Source organism: bacterium (genome assembly GCA_020440705.1).
Lineage (GTDB): Bacteria > Krumholzibacteriota > Krumholzibacteriia > LZORAL124-64-63 > LZORAL124-64-63 > JAGRNP01.
Genome location: JAGRNP010000096.1, coordinates 1 through 15,212, shown reverse-complemented (window position 1 = coordinate 15,212; position 15,212 = coordinate 1). Strand labels below are relative to the sequence as shown.

16 protein-coding genes are annotated in these 15,212 nt (G+C 70.6%); all 16 read left to right on the top strand.

Annotated features, from left to right (window positions below):
• A partial coding sequence (locus tag KDM41_13385; GenBank protein ID MCB1184421.1) for a hypothetical protein occupies positions 1-1,748 on the top strand: 1,748 nt, incomplete at its 5' end.
• A 169-nt stretch (positions 1,749-1,917) separates the two neighbouring features.
• On the top strand, positions 1,918-3,090 hold the full coding sequence (locus tag KDM41_13380; GenBank protein MCB1184420.1) for a pyridoxal phosphate-dependent aminotransferase: 1,173 nt from the start codon (positions 1,918-1,920) through the stop codon (positions 3,088-3,090).
• Between the two features lie 22 nt (positions 3,091-3,112).
• Positions 3,113-4,078 (top strand): carbamate kinase, encoded by a 966-nt coding sequence (gene arcC / locus KDM41_13375; GenBank protein ID MCB1184419.1) that lies wholly within the window; start codon positions 3,113-3,115, stop codon positions 4,076-4,078.
• A gap of 58 nt (positions 4,079-4,136) precedes the next feature.
• On the top strand, positions 4,137-5,459 hold the full coding sequence (purD, locus tag KDM41_13370) for a phosphoribosylamine--glycine ligase (GenBank protein MCB1184418.1): 1,323 nt from the start codon (positions 4,137-4,139) through the stop codon (positions 5,457-5,459).
• A 36-nt stretch (positions 5,460-5,495) separates the two neighbouring features.
• Positions 5,496-5,981 carry a 5-(carboxyamino)imidazole ribonucleotide mutase gene (gene purE, locus KDM41_13365; protein ID MCB1184417.1) on the top strand — a complete coding sequence of 162 codons (486 nt, stop codon included), beginning with the start codon at positions 5,496-5,498 and terminating at the stop codon, positions 5,979-5,981.
• Complete coding sequence (locus KDM41_13360; protein ID MCB1184416.1) at positions 5,981-6,607, top strand: L-threonylcarbamoyladenylate synthase; 627 nt, start codon at positions 5,981-5,983, stop codon at positions 6,605-6,607. The genes purE and KDM41_13360 overlap by 1 nt, the downstream gene beginning before the upstream one ends.
• A gap of 67 nt (positions 6,608-6,674) precedes the next feature.
• On the top strand, positions 6,675-7,205 hold the full coding sequence (locus KDM41_13355) for a hypothetical protein (GenBank protein ID MCB1184415.1): 531 nt from the start codon (positions 6,675-6,677) through the stop codon (positions 7,203-7,205).
• Complete coding sequence (gene rpiB, locus KDM41_13350) at positions 7,202-7,657, top strand: ribose 5-phosphate isomerase B (protein ID MCB1184414.1); 456 nt, start codon at positions 7,202-7,204, stop codon at positions 7,655-7,657. The genes KDM41_13355 and rpiB overlap by 4 nt, the downstream gene beginning before the upstream one ends.
• 4 nt (positions 7,658-7,661) lie before the next feature.
• Positions 7,662-8,906 (top strand): serine hydroxymethyltransferase, encoded by a 1,245-nt coding sequence (locus tag KDM41_13345; GenBank protein ID MCB1184413.1) that lies wholly within the window; start codon positions 7,662-7,664, stop codon positions 8,904-8,906.
• Between the two features lie 25 nt (positions 8,907-8,931).
• On the top strand, positions 8,932-9,396 hold the full coding sequence (nrdR, locus tag KDM41_13340) for a transcriptional repressor NrdR (GenBank protein ID MCB1184412.1): 465 nt from the start codon (positions 8,932-8,934) through the stop codon (positions 9,394-9,396).
• Positions 9,393-10,415, top strand: a complete 1,023-nt coding sequence (gene tatC / locus KDM41_13335; GenBank protein MCB1184411.1) for a twin-arginine translocase subunit TatC — start codon at positions 9,393-9,395, stop codon at positions 10,413-10,415. Before nrdR ends, tatC begins: the two co-directional genes overlap by 4 nt.
• Positions 10,416-10,581: 166 nt before the next feature.
• Positions 10,582-11,592 carry a polyprenyl synthetase family protein gene (locus KDM41_13330; GenBank protein ID MCB1184410.1) on the top strand — a complete coding sequence of 337 codons (1,011 nt, stop codon included), beginning with the start codon at positions 10,582-10,584 and terminating at the stop codon, positions 11,590-11,592.
• A 59-nt stretch (positions 11,593-11,651) separates the two neighbouring features.
• Positions 11,652-12,077: a ribosome silencing factor gene (rsfS, locus tag KDM41_13325; GenBank protein ID MCB1184409.1), complete on the top strand. Its 426-nt coding sequence runs from the start codon at positions 11,652-11,654 to the stop codon at positions 12,075-12,077.
• Positions 12,078-12,100: 23 nt separating this feature from the next.
• Positions 12,101-13,840: an arginine--tRNA ligase gene (locus KDM41_13320; GenBank protein MCB1184408.1), complete on the top strand. Its 1,740-nt coding sequence runs from the start codon at positions 12,101-12,103 to the stop codon at positions 13,838-13,840.
• Between the two features lie 2 nt (positions 13,841-13,842).
• Complete coding sequence (locus tag KDM41_13315; protein MCB1184407.1) at positions 13,843-14,751, top strand: sugar kinase; 909 nt, start codon at positions 13,843-13,845, stop codon at positions 14,749-14,751.
• 191 nt (positions 14,752-14,942) lie between these two features.
• Positions 14,943-15,212: hypothetical protein (locus tag KDM41_13310; GenBank protein MCB1184406.1), on the top strand; the 270-nt coding region annotated here is incomplete at its 3' end.

Genomic DNA, 15,212 nt, shown 5'->3' with positions numbered 1-15,212 from the left:
CCCGGAGGAATGCCTTGCTGTCGGGTCTCGACCATTCCGAACTCCTCGCCGAGAACGTGCGTCTGGCGCCCTGGCGCCCCAGCGAAGGGGCCCGCCTCGAGCTGACCCACCTTGCCCTGACCCAGACCGAACTGGCCCATCTGACCACCGAGCTCTTCGAGACGTTTCGCAAGATATCCGGGCAAGAGGCTGTGGCGGATTATCTTGGCGCTATCCATGCTCTCGCCGCCGAAGGGACCCCGGCCGGCGCCCGCCTGCTGGCCGCCTACCTCAACGTGGCTTCGCCCGGCCAACGTCTGCTGCCGGTGGTGCGGAACCTGGACTCGGCGCGGCGCTACGCCGCGAGCCTGAAGCACAGCGACAAGGGGCTCGGGCCCTTCCAGGCCGACTGGCTGCAGCGCTGCGAACGGGCGGGCGTGAAGGCCAAGCTGTGGGCGGCCGGCAACGGCGTGGCGCCGGCGCCGGGCGATCCGGACAACCCCCGGCAGACCCGGCCCTGGCCCCTGCTGCGGGCCGTGCTCGACGACCTGGTGGCGCGGTCCCGCGAGGAGGGATTCGACGGTCCGGAAGAGGGCATCGAACTGATGGCGAATCTCCTGCGCCTGGAGATCGACGCCCGGCAGGAGCGCACGAGCCATCTGGCCGGCAGCGTGCACCCGTTCAAGGTGGAGACGGTGGCGCGGATCCTGCCGTTGCTGAACCGGGCCGACGCGACCATCCGCGACCTGCGCCAGATGGCGAGCGCGGCGGCCGCGGCCGACTTCGAGACCGCGTTCATCCGGCACCAGGCCCGGTGGCGGGAGACCCTCGACCAGAAGGACTGGAGCCATCTGCAGCGCGACCTGCGGGCCCATCCGCAGCTCGAGGCCATGCTGCGCTTCTCGGAGGGCCTCGAGGCGCGGCCGGTGCCCCTGCCGCAGCTGGCCCTGGCGACGCGGAAGATCATAGCCCTGAGCGAGGCCCTGGCCGCCGACGGCGAGCGCGAGGGGCCGTTCGACCTCTTCACCGCCTGCCTGCTGGCCCAGACCCATTGGGGCAACGACCAGGTCGTGTTCGCGGTCGAATCCGAACTGGCCGCGAGCCTGCCCGGGGTGCTGCCGGCGGCGGGCGCCGACCCGGAGCACCCCCTGGCGGGCATGGAGCTGCTGGCAGGCCTGCTGGTGATCGATCTCGGCGGCGACGCGCCCGCGCTGCCGGACGGCCTGCCCGTCCTGCGCGAGATGACCATGCAGGAGGAGGACGCCCTGCGCGAGTGGCGCCACGAGCACGCCAAGCTCGACCCCCAGGACGTCGAGGCCATGCGGCAGGAGGCCCTTGCCCTGGCCCGCATGCAGGAGGGCGATTTCGACGAGGACGACGAGGACGAGGTGATCGACCTGGACATGGCCGCGCTGAAGCACCTCGTGCTGACGAACATCCAGTCGGTGAGCGTCCTGCTGGGCTTCCTGCGCAACCCGAAGATCATCTCGATCCCCGGGCTGGTGGAAGAGGTCGTCATCCGCACCCGCAATCCCCAGATCATCGAGACGATCGCCAACGACCGCGCGCTGCACACGGGCTTCGCCAACAAGGGCGTGGCCCTGGCGTGCCTGCGCAGTCCGGTGAACGTCTCGGTGAAGGTCCTGCGCAAGTTCTGCCACGTGAAGTACGTCTCGAAGGTCGATCTGAAACGGCTGGCCGCCGACCGCACCGGCATCCGCAAGGAGGTCGCCCGCGAGATCGAGAAGTACCTCGAGGCCCTCGCCTGAGCGACTCCGGCGCCGGGGCGTGGCCGCGGTCGCGCCGGGCGCTCGCTGCGGTTGACTTGCCCCCGCACCCGGTCTACGTTTGTTCCCGAAACACGGGCCATGGCCCGCGATCCGACCGTGCGGGCCCGTGCGGCCCCGGCGCCGCCGCCCCTCAAGGAAAGGGAACATCATGCTGGCCAAGAGGATGCAGAGACTGGGGACCGAGACGGCCTTCGAGGTGCTGGCCCGCGCCAAGGCCCTCGAGGCCGACGGCCGGGACATCGTCCATCTGGAGATCGGCGAACCGGACTTCGACACGCCCCGCAACATCATCGACAAGGCCATCGCGGCGCTCAATTCGGGCTACACCCACTACGGTCCCTCGGCCGGCCTGCCCGACGTGCGCCGCACCTTCGCCGAGTACATCGCGCGCGACCGCGGCATCGACGTCGGCCCGGACAACGTGGTCATCGTCCCGGGCGGCAAGCCCATCATCTACTTCCCGCTGACGGCGCTCATCGATCCCGGCGACGAGGTCATCTACCCGAACCCGGGTTTCCCCATCTACGAGTCGGTCATCAACTTCCTCGAGGGCAAGGCCATTCCGCTGAAGCTGTCCGAGGACAAGGACTTCAGCTTCGACATCGAGGACCTCAAGGCCGTGGTCAGCGACCGGACGAAGATGCTGATCATCAACTCGCCCCAGAACCCCACCGGCGGCATGCTCTCGAGCGCCGACCTCGACACCATCGCCGAACTGGCGGTGAAGCACGACTTCTGGGTGCTGAGCGACGAGATCTACAGCAAGATCATCTACGAAGGCACGCACGATTCGATCACCACGCGGCCGTGCATGCTCGAGCGCACGATCCTGCTCGACGGCCATTCGAAGACCTACGCCATGACCGGTTGGCGCCTGGGCTACGGTGTCATGCCCAAGGCGCTGGCCGCGGCCGTGGCCAAGCTGCAGACCAACTGCACGAGCTGCACCGCGGCCTTCACCCAGATCGCCGGCGCCGAGGCCCTCACCGGTCCCCAGGACGACGCCAGGGCCATGGTGGCCGAGTTCAAGGTGCGCCGCGACCTGCTCGTCGACGGCCTGAACGCCATCGAGGGCGTGCGCTGCCGCCGGCCCCGCGGCGCCTTCTACGTGTTCCCCAACATCACCGGGCTGGGCCTGACGAGCAAGCAGGCCGAGACGCGCCTGCTGGACGACTTCGGCGTGGCCGCCCTGGCCGGCACCAGCTTCGGGGCCCACGGCGAGGGCTACATCCGGTTCAGCTACGCCAACAGCCAGGACAACATCCGCAAGGCCCTCGACCGCTTCGCCGAGTTCGCGAGTGCGGTGCGCGGCGAGCGCTAGCGGCGCGGAGGACGGGAAAGGCATGGCGGACACCGCAGCACCCGAAACGCTGGTCATCGCCCTCGGCGGCAACGCCATCATCCCGGTGGGGCAGGAGGGCACCTTCGACCAGCAGCTCGCCATCACGCGCCGCACCATGGACCAGGTGGCCCAGCTCGCCGAGCGGGGTCACCGCGTCGTCATGACCCACGGCAACGGCCCGGTGGTGGGCAACATCGTCCTGCGCAACGACGCCGGCATGGCCGTGCACGGCATCCCGGCCATGCCCATGTTCGTATGCGGCGCCGACAGCCAGGGGGGGCTCGGCTTCATGCTGCAGCAGGCGCTGCAGAACGCCCTGCACGCCCGGGGTCTCGCGCAGCCCGTGGCCACGGTCGTCACCCAGGTGCGGGTCGATCCCGAGGACCCGGCCTTCGCCCGGCCCACCAAGCCCATCGGGCCCTTCTACGACGAGCAGGAGGCCGAACGCGCCCGCGAGGAGAACGGCTGGACGCTGGTCATGGACGCCGGACGGGGTTACCGTCGGGTGGTGCCGAGCCCGCGGCCGGTGGAGGTCGTCGAGTGGGAGGCGATCAGGACCCTCGTCAACGGCGGCGTGCTGACCATCGCCACCGGCGGCGGGGGCGTGCCGGTCGTGCGCCGCGACGGCGAGCTCGCGGGGGTCGACGCGGTCATCGACAAAGACCGGGCCAGCGACCTGCTCGCCCGCCTGATCGGGGCCGACGTGCTGGTGATCATCACCCAGGTCGACCGGGTGTGCGCCAACTTCGGCCGGCCGGACGAGGAGGCCCTCGACGTGCTGCCCGCCGAACGGGCCCGCGCCATGCTGGCGGCCGAGGAGTTCCCCGCCGGCAGCATGGGGCCGAAGATCGAGGCCGCGCTGTCGTTCCTCGCGGGCGGCGGCAAGGCCGTGATCATCACGTCGCCCGAGAACCTGCTGGCGGCCGTCGCCGGGCAGGCCGGCACGCGCATCGTACCGGGCGCCTGAGAACCCAACGGCGGGGCTGTGGTCCCGCAGGAGGAAGCGAGCCATGGCGAGCGAGAAGATGACGGTCCTGGTCGTCGGCGGTGGTGGGCGCGAGCACGCCATCGTGCGGCAGCTGGCCGAGTCGCCGCGGGAACCGCGTGTGTTCGCCGCTCCCGGCAATCCGGGCACGGCGGCCCACGGCACCAACGTGGATCTCGATCCCCTCGACGGGAACGCCGTCGTGGCCTTCTGCCGGCGCGAAGAGGTCGATCTCGTGATCATCGGCCCCGAGGACCCGCTCATCGCGGGCCTGGCCGACCACCTGCACAAGGCGGAGATCCCGGTCTTCGGCCCCGGGGCCATGGGCGCGCGGCTGGAGGGCGACAAGGAGTTCACCAAGGAGGTGCTGGCCGCCGCCGGGGTGCCGACGCCGCACTACCACGCCTTCAGCAGCACCCATCAGGCCCTCAAGCATCTCGACCAGATCGATCCGCCCGTGGTGGTCAAGGCCTGTGGTGCGGCCCAGGGCAAGGGCGTGGCCGTGTGCACCACCCGCGGCGAGGCCGAGGCCTTCATCCGCGAGTGCCTCGACGAGCAGCGCTTCGGCAGCTCGGGCCTGCGGATCCTGATGGAGGAGTGCATCTTCGGACCCGAGCTCTCGGTGCTCATCGTCACCGACGGCCAGGACTACTGCCTGCTGGCCCCGAGCCGCGACCACAAGCGGATCGGCGAGAACGACACCGGTCCGAACACGGGCGGCATGGGGGCCTTCGCGCCCGTGACGCTGCCGCCCGCCCTCTACGCCGAGATCGACGCGCGCGTGGTGCTGCCGACCCTGGCCGAACTGCGGCGGCGCGACATCCCCTACCGGGGCGTGCTCTACGCCGGGATCATGCTGACGGAGTCCGGCCCGCAGGTGCTCGAGTTCAACTGCCGCTTCGGCGATCCCGAGACCCAGGTGGTGCTGCCGCTGCTGCGCGGCGATCTGCTGGAGCTCTGTCTGAGCACGGCCCGGGGCGAGCTCGGCCAGTACCTGCAGGGCTTCCCCGAGAGCGGCGACGAGCTGCCTCCGGACTGGGAGGGCGCGGGCATCACGCGCTGGGACCGCAGCTGCGTCGTCGTGGTCGGGGCCGCGGACGGCTATCCGGGGGCCTACCTGCAGGGCAAGCCCATCGTCCTGCCCCGGGACGTGCCGGGCGAACGCTGGATCATCCACGCCGGCACGCGCGCCACCGCCGACGGGCTGGTGACGAGCGGCGGGCGCGTGCTCGGGGCCGTGGGACTGGGCGACAGCCTCGCCGCGGCGCGGGGGGCGGCCTACGCCCTCCTGGACGAGACCCATTTCGAGGGGCTGACCTACCGTCGGGACATCGGCCGCAAGGCCGCCGGCGGCCACTCGTAGCACCGGACGCCGGCGCGTTCGGGGAAGGAATCGGCGATGGCGAAGAAGGCCACCGGCACGGCGCGGGTCGTGGTGCTGCTCGGCAGCGAGTCCGACCTGCCCGTGATCGAGAAGATGCTGCCGCTGCTGGACCGCTTCGGCCTGAGCCACCGGGTGGCGGTGGCTTCCGCGCACCGGCAGCCGCAGAAACTGCACCGGATCATCAAGGAGTCCGAGGCGGGGGGCACCGAGGTCTTCATCGCCCTGGCCGGCATGGCGGCCCATCTGCCCGGGGTCGTGGCTTCCCTGACGGCGCGGCCCGTGATCGGCGTGCCCGTGGCGGCCGGTCCCCTCGCCGGCGTGGACGCCCTGCTGTCCATCGTGCAGATGCCGCCGGGCGTGCCCGTGGCCACGGTGGCCATCGGCAGCGCCGGCGCGCGCAACGCCGCCTGCCTGGCCGCCCGCATGATCGGCCTGAAGGACGCCAAGGTGGCCGCCGCCATGGACGACTACCGCAAGGAGCTGGCCCGGGGCGGCCGCTGATGACGCCCCCGGTCCTCGCCACCGCCGACGCCGCCCGGCGCCTGGGTGCGGGCGGCGTCCTGCTGCTGACCACCGACACCCTGCCCGGCCTGCACGCCCGCGTCGACGCGCCGGACGCCGTCGCCCGGATCATCGCCGCCAAGGGCCGCCCGGACGGCAAACCCCTGCTGGTGCTGGCGGCCTCGGTCGACCAGGCCCGCACCGTGACCGCGGCCTGGACACCTGCCCAGTCCGCCGCCTGCGCCCGCTGCTGGCCCGGACCCTTTTCCCTGGTGCTGCCGGCCCGTGCCGACCTCGATCCGCGCATCACCGCCGGCGGCGGCACCGTCGCGGTGCGGGTGCCGGCCCGGGATGATCTGCGCGCCCTGCTCGCCGCGGTCGGCGTCCCGCTGGTGTCGACGAGCGCGAACCGCGCGGGTGAGCCGCCCGCCGTGGACATGGTCGCGGCCGTGCGCGCGGTGGGATCCCACGTGGACGGGACCTGGGCGGGCACGGCCGGGGGTGGGGGCCAGGCCAGCGCCGTGGTCGACCTGACGGTCGCCCCCTTCCGCGTGCTGCGCGAGGGGCCGGAACCGTTCGACCCGGAGGCCGCGGACGGCCCCGACGGCCCCCATGGGCGCGCTTGACGCGTTCCGGCGGGCGGTCTAATTTGGTCGGGTTCCCTGCAAGCCCCCGACGTCCGAGGCGATGCCGATGCCCGCTCCCAGCGCCAGCCGCGTGGTCTTTCTGTGCACGGGCAACATCTGCCGCAGCCCGTTGGCGGAAGCGCTTGCCCGACAGAAGCTTGGTGCCACGGGTTTGAGCTTTTCCTCGGCCGGCCTCGAGGCGCCCGCGGGGCATCCGGCCTCGCGATCGTCGGTGGAGTACGCCCTGGCCAAAGGCGCCGAACTGGCGGAGCACGCCTCGCAACCGGTCACGGCGGGGCTCCTGGCCGACACGGCCTGGGTCATCGGCATGACGCGCAGCCATGCGGCCATCTTCCGCAGCCGCTGGGGGCGCGTGTACGACGGGGCCATCGGCGTGCTGGGTCTGCCCGGGGTCGACCTCGCGGGGCGCACGCACACGCCGGACGACACCGTCGAGGTCGACGATCCCTACGGGCGCGACCGCGACGCCTACTTCGCCTGCGGCGACCAGATCGACCACCTGCTCGCCCGCTGGGCGGACACCTTCACCGCCCTGAGCCGGGCGTCGCGCGACGCCGCCCAAGGAGAATCCGGATGAAGCTCGCCATCGGTTCGGACCACCGGGGCTTTCCCCACAAGGCGCACCTCGCCCGGGTGCTCGGCGCCCGCGACGTCGCGATCGTCGACTGCGGCTGCGACGGACCCGCATCGGCCGACTATCCCGACGCGGCCCTGGCCGTGGGGGAGCTGGTGGCGCGGGGGGAAGTCGATGCGGGCATCCTCATCTGCGGCTCGGGGATCGGCATGAGCATCGCGGCCAACAAGGTGGCCGGCGTGCGGGCCTCGCTGGTCTTCACCGCCGAGCAGGCGCGCACCACCCGGCAGCACAACGACAGCAACGTGCTCTGCCTGAGCGGCGACGCCGTCAGCCCGGAGCAGGCCGCGACCCTCGCCGACGCCTGGCTGGGCGCCACCTTCGAGGCCGGGCGGCACGCCCGGCGCGTGGACAAGATCACCGCCTACGAGGCGACCCACCTGAAGCAGGAGTAGAGCCATGTACGACCAGGTGCGCAACACCGACCCGGAGATCGCCGCCATCCTCGACGCCGAACTGGGGCGCCAGCGCGGGCAGCTCGAGATGATCGCCAGCGAGAACTTCACCAGCCGGGCCGTCATGGAGACCATGGGCTCGACGCTGACGAACAAGTACGCCGAGGGCTACCCGGGCAAGCGCTACTACGGCGGGTGCGTGCACGTCGACGAGGCCGAGACCCTGGCCAAGCAGCGGGCCACCGCGCTCTTCGGGGCCGAGCGCGCCAACGTGCAGCCCCACAGCGGCAGCACCGCCAACATGACGGCCTACCTGGGCTTCCTGGAGCCCGGCGACCGCATCCTCGGCCTCAGCCTCAGCCATGGCGGCCACCTGACGCACGGCCATCCGGTGAACTTCTCCGGGCTGCTCTTCGAAGCCCACCACTACGAGGTGAGCCAGGCCACCGAGACCATCGACTACGACCGCCTGCGCGAACAGGCCCGCCAGGTGCGGCCGAAGATGCTCGTGGGCGGCGCCAGCGCCTACCCGCGCTTCTGGGACTTCGCGAAGCTGCGCGAGATCGCCGACGAGGTCGAGGCCATCCTGCTGTTCGACATGGCCCACGTGGCGGGCCTCGTCGCCGGCGGCGTGCACCCCAGCCCGGTGCCCCACTGCGACGTGGTCACCAGCACCACCCACAAGACCCTGCGCGGCCCGCGGGGCGGCCTCATCCTGAGCACCGCCGAGCGCTTCAAGAACATCAACAAGATGAACTTCCCCGGCGTGCAGGGCGGGCCGCTGATGCACGTCATCGCGGCCAAGGCCGTGTGCTTCCACGAGTGCATGCAGGACGGCTTCAGGGACTACGCCCAGGCCATGGTGGCCAACGCGGCGGCCCTCGGTGATGCCCTGAAGGAGCGCGGCTTCCACCTCGTCAGCGGCGGCACCGACAACCACCTGCTGCTGGTGAACGTGAGCAACAAGGGCCTGACCGGCAAGGCCATGGAGGAGCTGCTCGAGCACGTGGGCATCACCTGCAACAAGAACACCGTGCCCTTCGACCAGGAGAGCCCGTTCGTGACGAGCGGCATCCGGCTGGGCACCCCGGCCCTGACGACGCGCGGAATGGGCGTGGCCGAGATGCAGCGCATCGCGTCGATCATCGACCGCGCCGTCGCCGCCCGCGCGGACCAGGCCGCCCTGGACGCCCTGCGCGCCGAGAGCGCCGACCTCTGTCGCGAGTTCCCCCTCTACCCGGGCATGTAGCCGAGCGGCGCCCGGAGGTGTCGATGTGAAGTGCCCCAACTGCGGCAACGAGGACGACAAGGTGGTCGACAGCCGCGCCGTGCGCGACGGCCGGGCCGTGCGCCGGCGCCGCGAATGCGGGGCCTGCGGCGAACGCTACACCACCTACGAGGGCATCGAGACGCGTCCGGTCCTGGTGGCCAAGCGCAGCGGCCACACGGTGGCCTACAACCGGGCCAAGGTCATCACCGGTGTCACCAAGGCCTGTGAGAAGCGGCCGGTCTCCCTCGAGGAGATCGAGATGATCGTCGACCTGGTCGAGCGCAAGCTGGCCGGCAGCGGTCGGCGCCAGGTGCCGAGCGAGGTGATCGGGCGCTACGTGCTCGAGGAGCTGCGCAACGTGGACGAGGTGGCCTACATCCGCTTCGCCTCGGTGTACCGCAGCTTCCAGTCGGTGTCCGAGTTCTTCGACCTGCTCCAGGACATGGGGGCCGAGGAGGAGCCCGAGTGAGCGGCCCCGGGGCAGACGATCCGCGCGACCAGGCGCCCCGGGACGACGACGCCCGCCCCGCCGGACCGCGCGACCAGCTCGGCTTCGACGAGCTGCGTCCGGCGCCCGATCATCCGGCCGCCGACGAGTTCCCGCCGCTGCCCGCGGCGTCTGTCGGGGACGGCGGCGACCCGCCGCGCTTCCCGCCGGTCGACGATCCGGATGACGCTCCGGATGACGTTCCGGATGACGTTCCGGATGACGACGAGGCGGACGACGGTCCGGAAGACGAGGCCCGCATGGGCCTGCTCGACCACCTCGACGAGCTGCGCCGGGTGCTGATCCACTGCTCGGTGGCGGCGCTCCTGGCGACCATCCTGTGCTGGTTCTGGTCCGAGCGCCTGCTCGACCTGCTCATCGCGCCCATCGCGGAGGAAGGGGTCTACTTCACGGCCCCCAACGAGGCCTTCCTGACCCGCCTGAAGATCGCCGCCGCCTGCGGCCTCTTCACCGTGGCGCCGTTCATCTTCTTCCGCTTCTACGGGTTCGTGCTGCCGGGGCTGTACCGGCAGGAGCGGCGCGTGGTCACGCCCCTGCTGATCGCCACCACGGCCCTCTTCTACCTGGGCGTGGGTTTCGCCTACCTGGTCGTGGTGCCCCAGGTGGTCACCTTCATGCTCAGTTTCGGGACCGACGCCCTGGCGCCCCTGATCGGCGTGGGGCCCTATTTCGGGTTCGTCTCCCGGCTGTGCCTCGCTTTCGGCATCGTGTTCGAGCTGCCCCTGCTGGTCTTCGTCCTCTCCTGGCTGGGGGTCGTGAATCCGCGCATGCTGTTGCGGACATGGCGCTTCGCGGTGGTCATCATCGCCACCCTGGCCGCCGTGCTGACCCCGCCCGATGTCATCAGCCAGGTCATGATGGCCGGGCCGGTGCTCGTGCTCTACCTCGGCTCGGTGCTCGTCTCGCTGGCCGTGACCCGCCACCGGCATCTGCCGGACGGCGACGGGCCCGACGCGGACTCGACGGGCGACGGAGACTGACCTTCCGCGCCCGCGCCCGCAGGCGGCCGATCCGGGACCCCCGGGGCCCGGAATCGACGTTGACATGCCGGAAAATTGGGGAATATTTGTAGAATTCGCCCCGGGGGAGCTCCACGGCCCGCCGGAGGGCACCCGACCGCCTGCCGACCGTCGAGAGTGGGGTTGCATGGGACTCGTGGACCGCGAACGCATCAAGCTGATCACGCTGCAGAAGAAGATCGGGCCCGCCCTCGAGTTGGTCGACGCCGAGTTCCGCCGCATCACCGACGGCGACAGCCCCCTGACCATCGAGATCTGCGACCACATCCGGCAGGGCAAGAGCAAGCGCTTCCGGCCGACGCTGCTGCTCCTGGCGGCCCAGGACGACGATTCGGCCGACTTCCCGCCCGCGGCCATCGCCGCGGCGGCGAGCGTCGAGCTGGTGCACACGGCCACGCTGGTCCACGACGACTTCATCGACGAGGCCGTCACCCGCCGCGGGCTGCCCTCGGTGAACGAGAAGTACGGCCAGAGCGCGGCGCTGATCATGGGCGACTACCTCTACAGCAAGGCGCTGCACAACCTGTGCCTCGCGGGCCAGTCCGAGGCCGTCGAGCTGCTGGCGCGCACCACCGTGCTGATGAGCGAGGCCGAGATGCTCCAGCTCGAGCACCGCTACGACATGGACATCTCCGAGGACCGCTACCTGCAGATCATCTACCAGAAGACGGCGTCGCTCATCGAGAACAGCTGCCGCATCGGGGCCTCGTTCAACCCGCGCCTGCGCGACCAGCAGGAGGCGTTCGGGATCTTCGGCAACAAGACGGGCCTCGTGTTCCAGATCACCGACGACATCTTCGACTACCTCGGCGACGAGCGGCGCCTGGGCAAGCCCACGGGCCAGGACTGGGAGGAGGGGCGCATCACCCTGCCGCTGATCGCCGCCTGGCGCAACGCCGACTCCGCCGCCCGCGCCCGCATCGGCGAGCTGGCCGATGCCCGCGATGCCGCCAGCCGCGCCGCGAGCTGGCCCGAGGTGCGGCAGTTCGTCACCGACTGCGGCGGCGTCGACTACGCCTTCGCCCAGGCCCGCCAGTTCGGCGAAGAGGCGAAGGCCGCTCTCGCGCCGGTGGCCTCGGGGCCCCAGAAGGATCTGCTCGCCGTCGCCGTCGAGTACGTCATCAACCGCCTCAACTGAACCGGGGAACCATGTCCGACGCCGCGCAAACGCCTGCCTCCCAGCCGACCGGGCCCGTCATGCCCGACGCCTCGCCGGGGTACGCCCTGGCCGAACGGGCGGTCTGGCACCTGCTCGAGAAGAAGGCCGAGGACCTGACCATCCTCGACCTGCGCGGCCGCTCGGACGTGTGCGACTTCTACGTCGTGGCCACGGGCAACAGCGAACAGCAGGTCACCGCCCTGGCCAAGCACCTCTACAACGCCATGGTGGCGGTGGGGCAGAAGGCCAAGGGCACCGAGGGCATGCAGGACGGTCGCTGGGCCCTGCTCGACTTCTTCGACGTGGTCGTGCACGTCTTCCGCGGCGAGGCCCGCGAGTACTTCCGGCTCGAGCATCTCTGGGGCGACGCGCCCCGGCTCGATCTCGGCCCCGACCATTTCGCCGCCGACGACGTGGCCGCGCGCCATCCCGACCTGAAGTTCACCTTCACGACCGGCGCCTGAGCGCCCGACGGAAACGGAAAGCCATGATCGAGGATATCCTGCGCAAGGGGCTCTTCGCCGCCCTGGAGAAATACGGCGTCTTCGAGGAGGACGTCGCCATCGAGCTGGAGAAGCCGCGCGACCGCAGCCACGGCGACCTCAGCACGAACGTCGCGCTCATGCTCGGCGGACGCCTCAAGCGCAAGCCCCGCGAGCTGGCCGGCGAGATCGCGGCCAACGTGAGCTTCCCGCGCGACGTGGTCGAGTCGGTGGAGATCGCCGGTCCCGGCTTCATCAACTTCCGCATCGCGCGCGAGCACCAGCTCGAGCTGCTGGCCGACGTCCACGCGGGCGACGCCTTCGAGGACATCCGCATCGGCGGCGGCAAGCGGATCAACGTGGAGTTCATCAGCGCCAATCCGACCGGACCCCTGAACGTGGTTTCGGCCCGCGCCGGCGCCTTCGGCATGACCCTGGTCAAGCTGCTCGACGCCATCGGCTACGACGCCCACGCCGAGTACTACGTGAACGACGCCGGCCGCCAGGTGACGCTGCTGGGCCAGTCGCTGCGGGCGCACTACCTGCAGCTCGTGGGCGAGGACATCGAGTTCCCGGAGAACGGCTACAAGGGCCGCTACCTGGAGATCATGGCCGGTGAGCTGCTCGAGCAGGACACGGGGGCGGTCCAGGCGGCGGCCAAGGCCTTCGACAATGAGAGCTTCCAGCGGATCACGCCGCCCGAAGGCAACGCCGAGGACTGGCGCAAGCTGCCCGAGGACGACTCGGTGCGCAGCTTCGCCAAGTACGCCCTCATGAAGATCCTCAGCTGGCAGCGCGAGACCTGCCGGCGCTTCGGGCTGCGCTTCGAGACATGGTACTTCGAGTCCGAACTGCACGAGACCAAGCGGGTCGAGCGGGCGCTGGAGAAGCTGAAGAAGATGGAGGTGACCTTCACCGAGGAGGACGCCACCTGGTTCCGCTCGACCGACTACGGCGACGAGAAGGACCGCGTGCTGGTGCGCTCGGACGGCCTGCCGACCTACTTCCTGGCCGACATCGCCTACCACTACCACAAGTTCCAGCGCGGCTTCGAGCACGCCATCGACTTCTGGGGCCCGGACCACCACGGCTACATCCCGCGCATGACCGGCGCCATGGAGGCCCTGGGCTGCGGGCGCGACTGGCTCGAGGTGCAGATCCTGCAGCACGTGACCTTCCTGGAGAGCGGCCGCAACATCCAGATGTCCAAGCGCAAGGGCCAGTTCGTGACCATGGACGCGCTCATCGACGAGGTCGGCGCCGACGTGGCCAAGTACATCTTCCTGACGCGGAAGCCGAACAGCCACCTGGATTTCGACCTCGACCTGGCCAAGGAGCAGTCCGACGCCAACCCGGTCATGAAGGTCAAGTACGCCCACGCCCGGATCTGCTCGCTGCTGGCCAAGGCCGCCGAGGCCGGGGTGAAGGTCGGCGATCCCACCGCCGCCGGCATGGCCGGGCTCGAGGACGAGGCCGAGTGGAATCTCGTGCGCGAGCTCATCCGGCTGCCCCAGGTCATCGTCTCGGCGGCCCAGGCGCGCGAGCCGCACCGCCTGACGGGCTACGTCGACGAGGTCGCCAGCCTCTACAACCAGTTCTACAACCAGTGCAAGGGCATCCTCGAGAACGACGACGCCCGCCGCACGGCACAGCTGCAGCTCAGCGTGGCCACCCGCCACGTGATCCGCACCGTGCTGGACATGCTGGGCGTCGAGGCGCCCGAGAAGATGGAAAAGAGGGACTAACGATGTCGATTCTCGTGGTCGGATCCGTCGCCTACGACACCGTCGAAACGCCGCGCGAGAAGCGCGAACGCCAGCTCGGCGGCAGCGCCAGCTTCTTCTCCATCGCCACCCTCGGCCGCGGCGACGTGCGCTGCGTGGGCGTGGTGGGCGAGGACTTCCGCCAGCAGGACCTCGATCTGCTGGCCTCCCGCGGCGCCGACGTCTCGGGCATCGTGCGCACGGCGGGCAAGAGCTTCCACTGGTCCGGCCGCTACCATGCCGACATGATCGAGCGCGACACCCTGGCCACCGAACTGGGCGTCTTCGCCGACTTCCAGCCCGAGATCCCCGCCGCCTGGCGCGACTCGGAGTACCTCTTCCTGGCCAACATCCACCCGGCCCTGCAGAGCCACGTGCTGGACGCCATGAGCGGGCCGCGGCTGGTGGCCCTGGACACCATGAACCTGTGGATCGACGTGGCGCTGGACGACCTGAAGGCGATCATCGCGCGGGTCGACGTGCTGCTGGTCAACGACGGCGAGGCCCGCCAGCTCACGGGCCGGCGCAGCCTCGCGCACGCCGCGGCGGCCATCGCGGAGATGGGGCCGGGCCGCGTCATCATCAAGAAGGGCGAGCACGGCGCGCTCTACTTCGGTCCGGGCGGCGTGCTGGCCGTGCCGGCCATCATCCTCGACGACGTGGTCGATCCCACCGGGGCCGGCGACTGCTTCGCCGGCGGTTTCATGGGCAGCGTCGCCGAGGCCGGCGCGACCCGGGACAGCGACGACGCGGTCTTCCGCCAGGCCATGCTCGACGGCACCGTCACGGCCAGCTTCTGCCCCGAAGGCTTCAACGTCGAGGGCCTGTTGGCCATCGATGACGCGGCCTACGCGGCCCGTCTCGCGACCCTCAAGGGGATGATGATTCCCTAGCCGGCCGCCGGTCCGCGCCCGCTCCAGGGAACCCGCGCCCGCCGGGAGCGGGTTCCTTTCCTCAAAAACCCCCGAAAAAGCGTGAGATCCAAGGCCGGAGTTGTGGGGGGATTTGCCCTGTGGTAAGATCCCGCCTCGCCCGATCTCAAATGCCAACCCCGTAACCGCCAGCGCACCTCGAGGAGCACAACTTGGAGTGGGAACCCAACGAGCGGGACGCCTGGGTCGCTGACGCCCAGCGGTGGATCAGCCAGATCAACGGCGTCCTGCAGTGCAAGATCGATCTGGACGACGCCGGCGAGATCACCGGGGTCCACGTGGTCGCCGGCATGGAGCGGGACCCTCGCCACATCGTGCGCGACGTGGAGGGGCTGCTGAAGGCGCGTCTGGCCATGGACGTCTACTACAAGAAGATCGGCGTGGTGCAGGTGCTGGACAACGGCCAGCCGGAGGCGGCCGCC

Bases quoted from the DNA above. Each gene is read 5' to 3' on its own strand.
- KDM41_13380 (MCB1184420.1), top strand. From the start codon at position 1,918: ATGCTGGCCAAGAGGATGCAGAGACTGGGGACCGAGACGGCCTTCGAG.
- arcC (MCB1184419.1), top strand. From the start codon at position 3,113: ATGGCGGACACCGCAGCACCCGAAACGCTGGTCATCGCCCTCGGCGGC.
- purD (MCB1184418.1), top strand. From the start codon at position 4,137: ATGACGGTCCTGGTCGTCGGCGGTGGTGGGCGCGAGCACGCCATCGTG.
- purE (MCB1184417.1), top strand. From the start codon at position 5,496: ATGGCGAAGAAGGCCACCGGCACGGCGCGGGTCGTGGTGCTGCTCGGC.
- KDM41_13360 (MCB1184416.1), top strand. From the start codon at position 5,981: ATGACGCCCCCGGTCCTCGCCACCGCCGACGCCGCCCGGCGCCTGGGT.
- KDM41_13355 (MCB1184415.1), top strand. From the start codon at position 6,675: ATGCCCGCTCCCAGCGCCAGCCGCGTGGTCTTTCTGTGCACGGGCAAC.
- rpiB (MCB1184414.1), top strand. From the start codon at position 7,202: ATGAAGCTCGCCATCGGTTCGGACCACCGGGGCTTTCCCCACAAGGCG.
- KDM41_13345 (MCB1184413.1), top strand. From the start codon at position 7,662: ATGTACGACCAGGTGCGCAACACCGACCCGGAGATCGCCGCCATCCTC.
- KDM41_13330 (MCB1184410.1), top strand. From the start codon at position 10,582: ATGGGACTCGTGGACCGCGAACGCATCAAGCTGATCACGCTGCAGAAG.
- rsfS (MCB1184409.1), top strand. From the start codon at position 11,652: ATGCCCGACGCCTCGCCGGGGTACGCCCTGGCCGAACGGGCGGTCTGG.
- KDM41_13320 (MCB1184408.1), top strand. From the start codon at position 12,101: ATGATCGAGGATATCCTGCGCAAGGGGCTCTTCGCCGCCCTGGAGAAA.
- KDM41_13315 (MCB1184407.1), top strand. From the start codon at position 13,843: ATGTCGATTCTCGTGGTCGGATCCGTCGCCTACGACACCGTCGAAACG.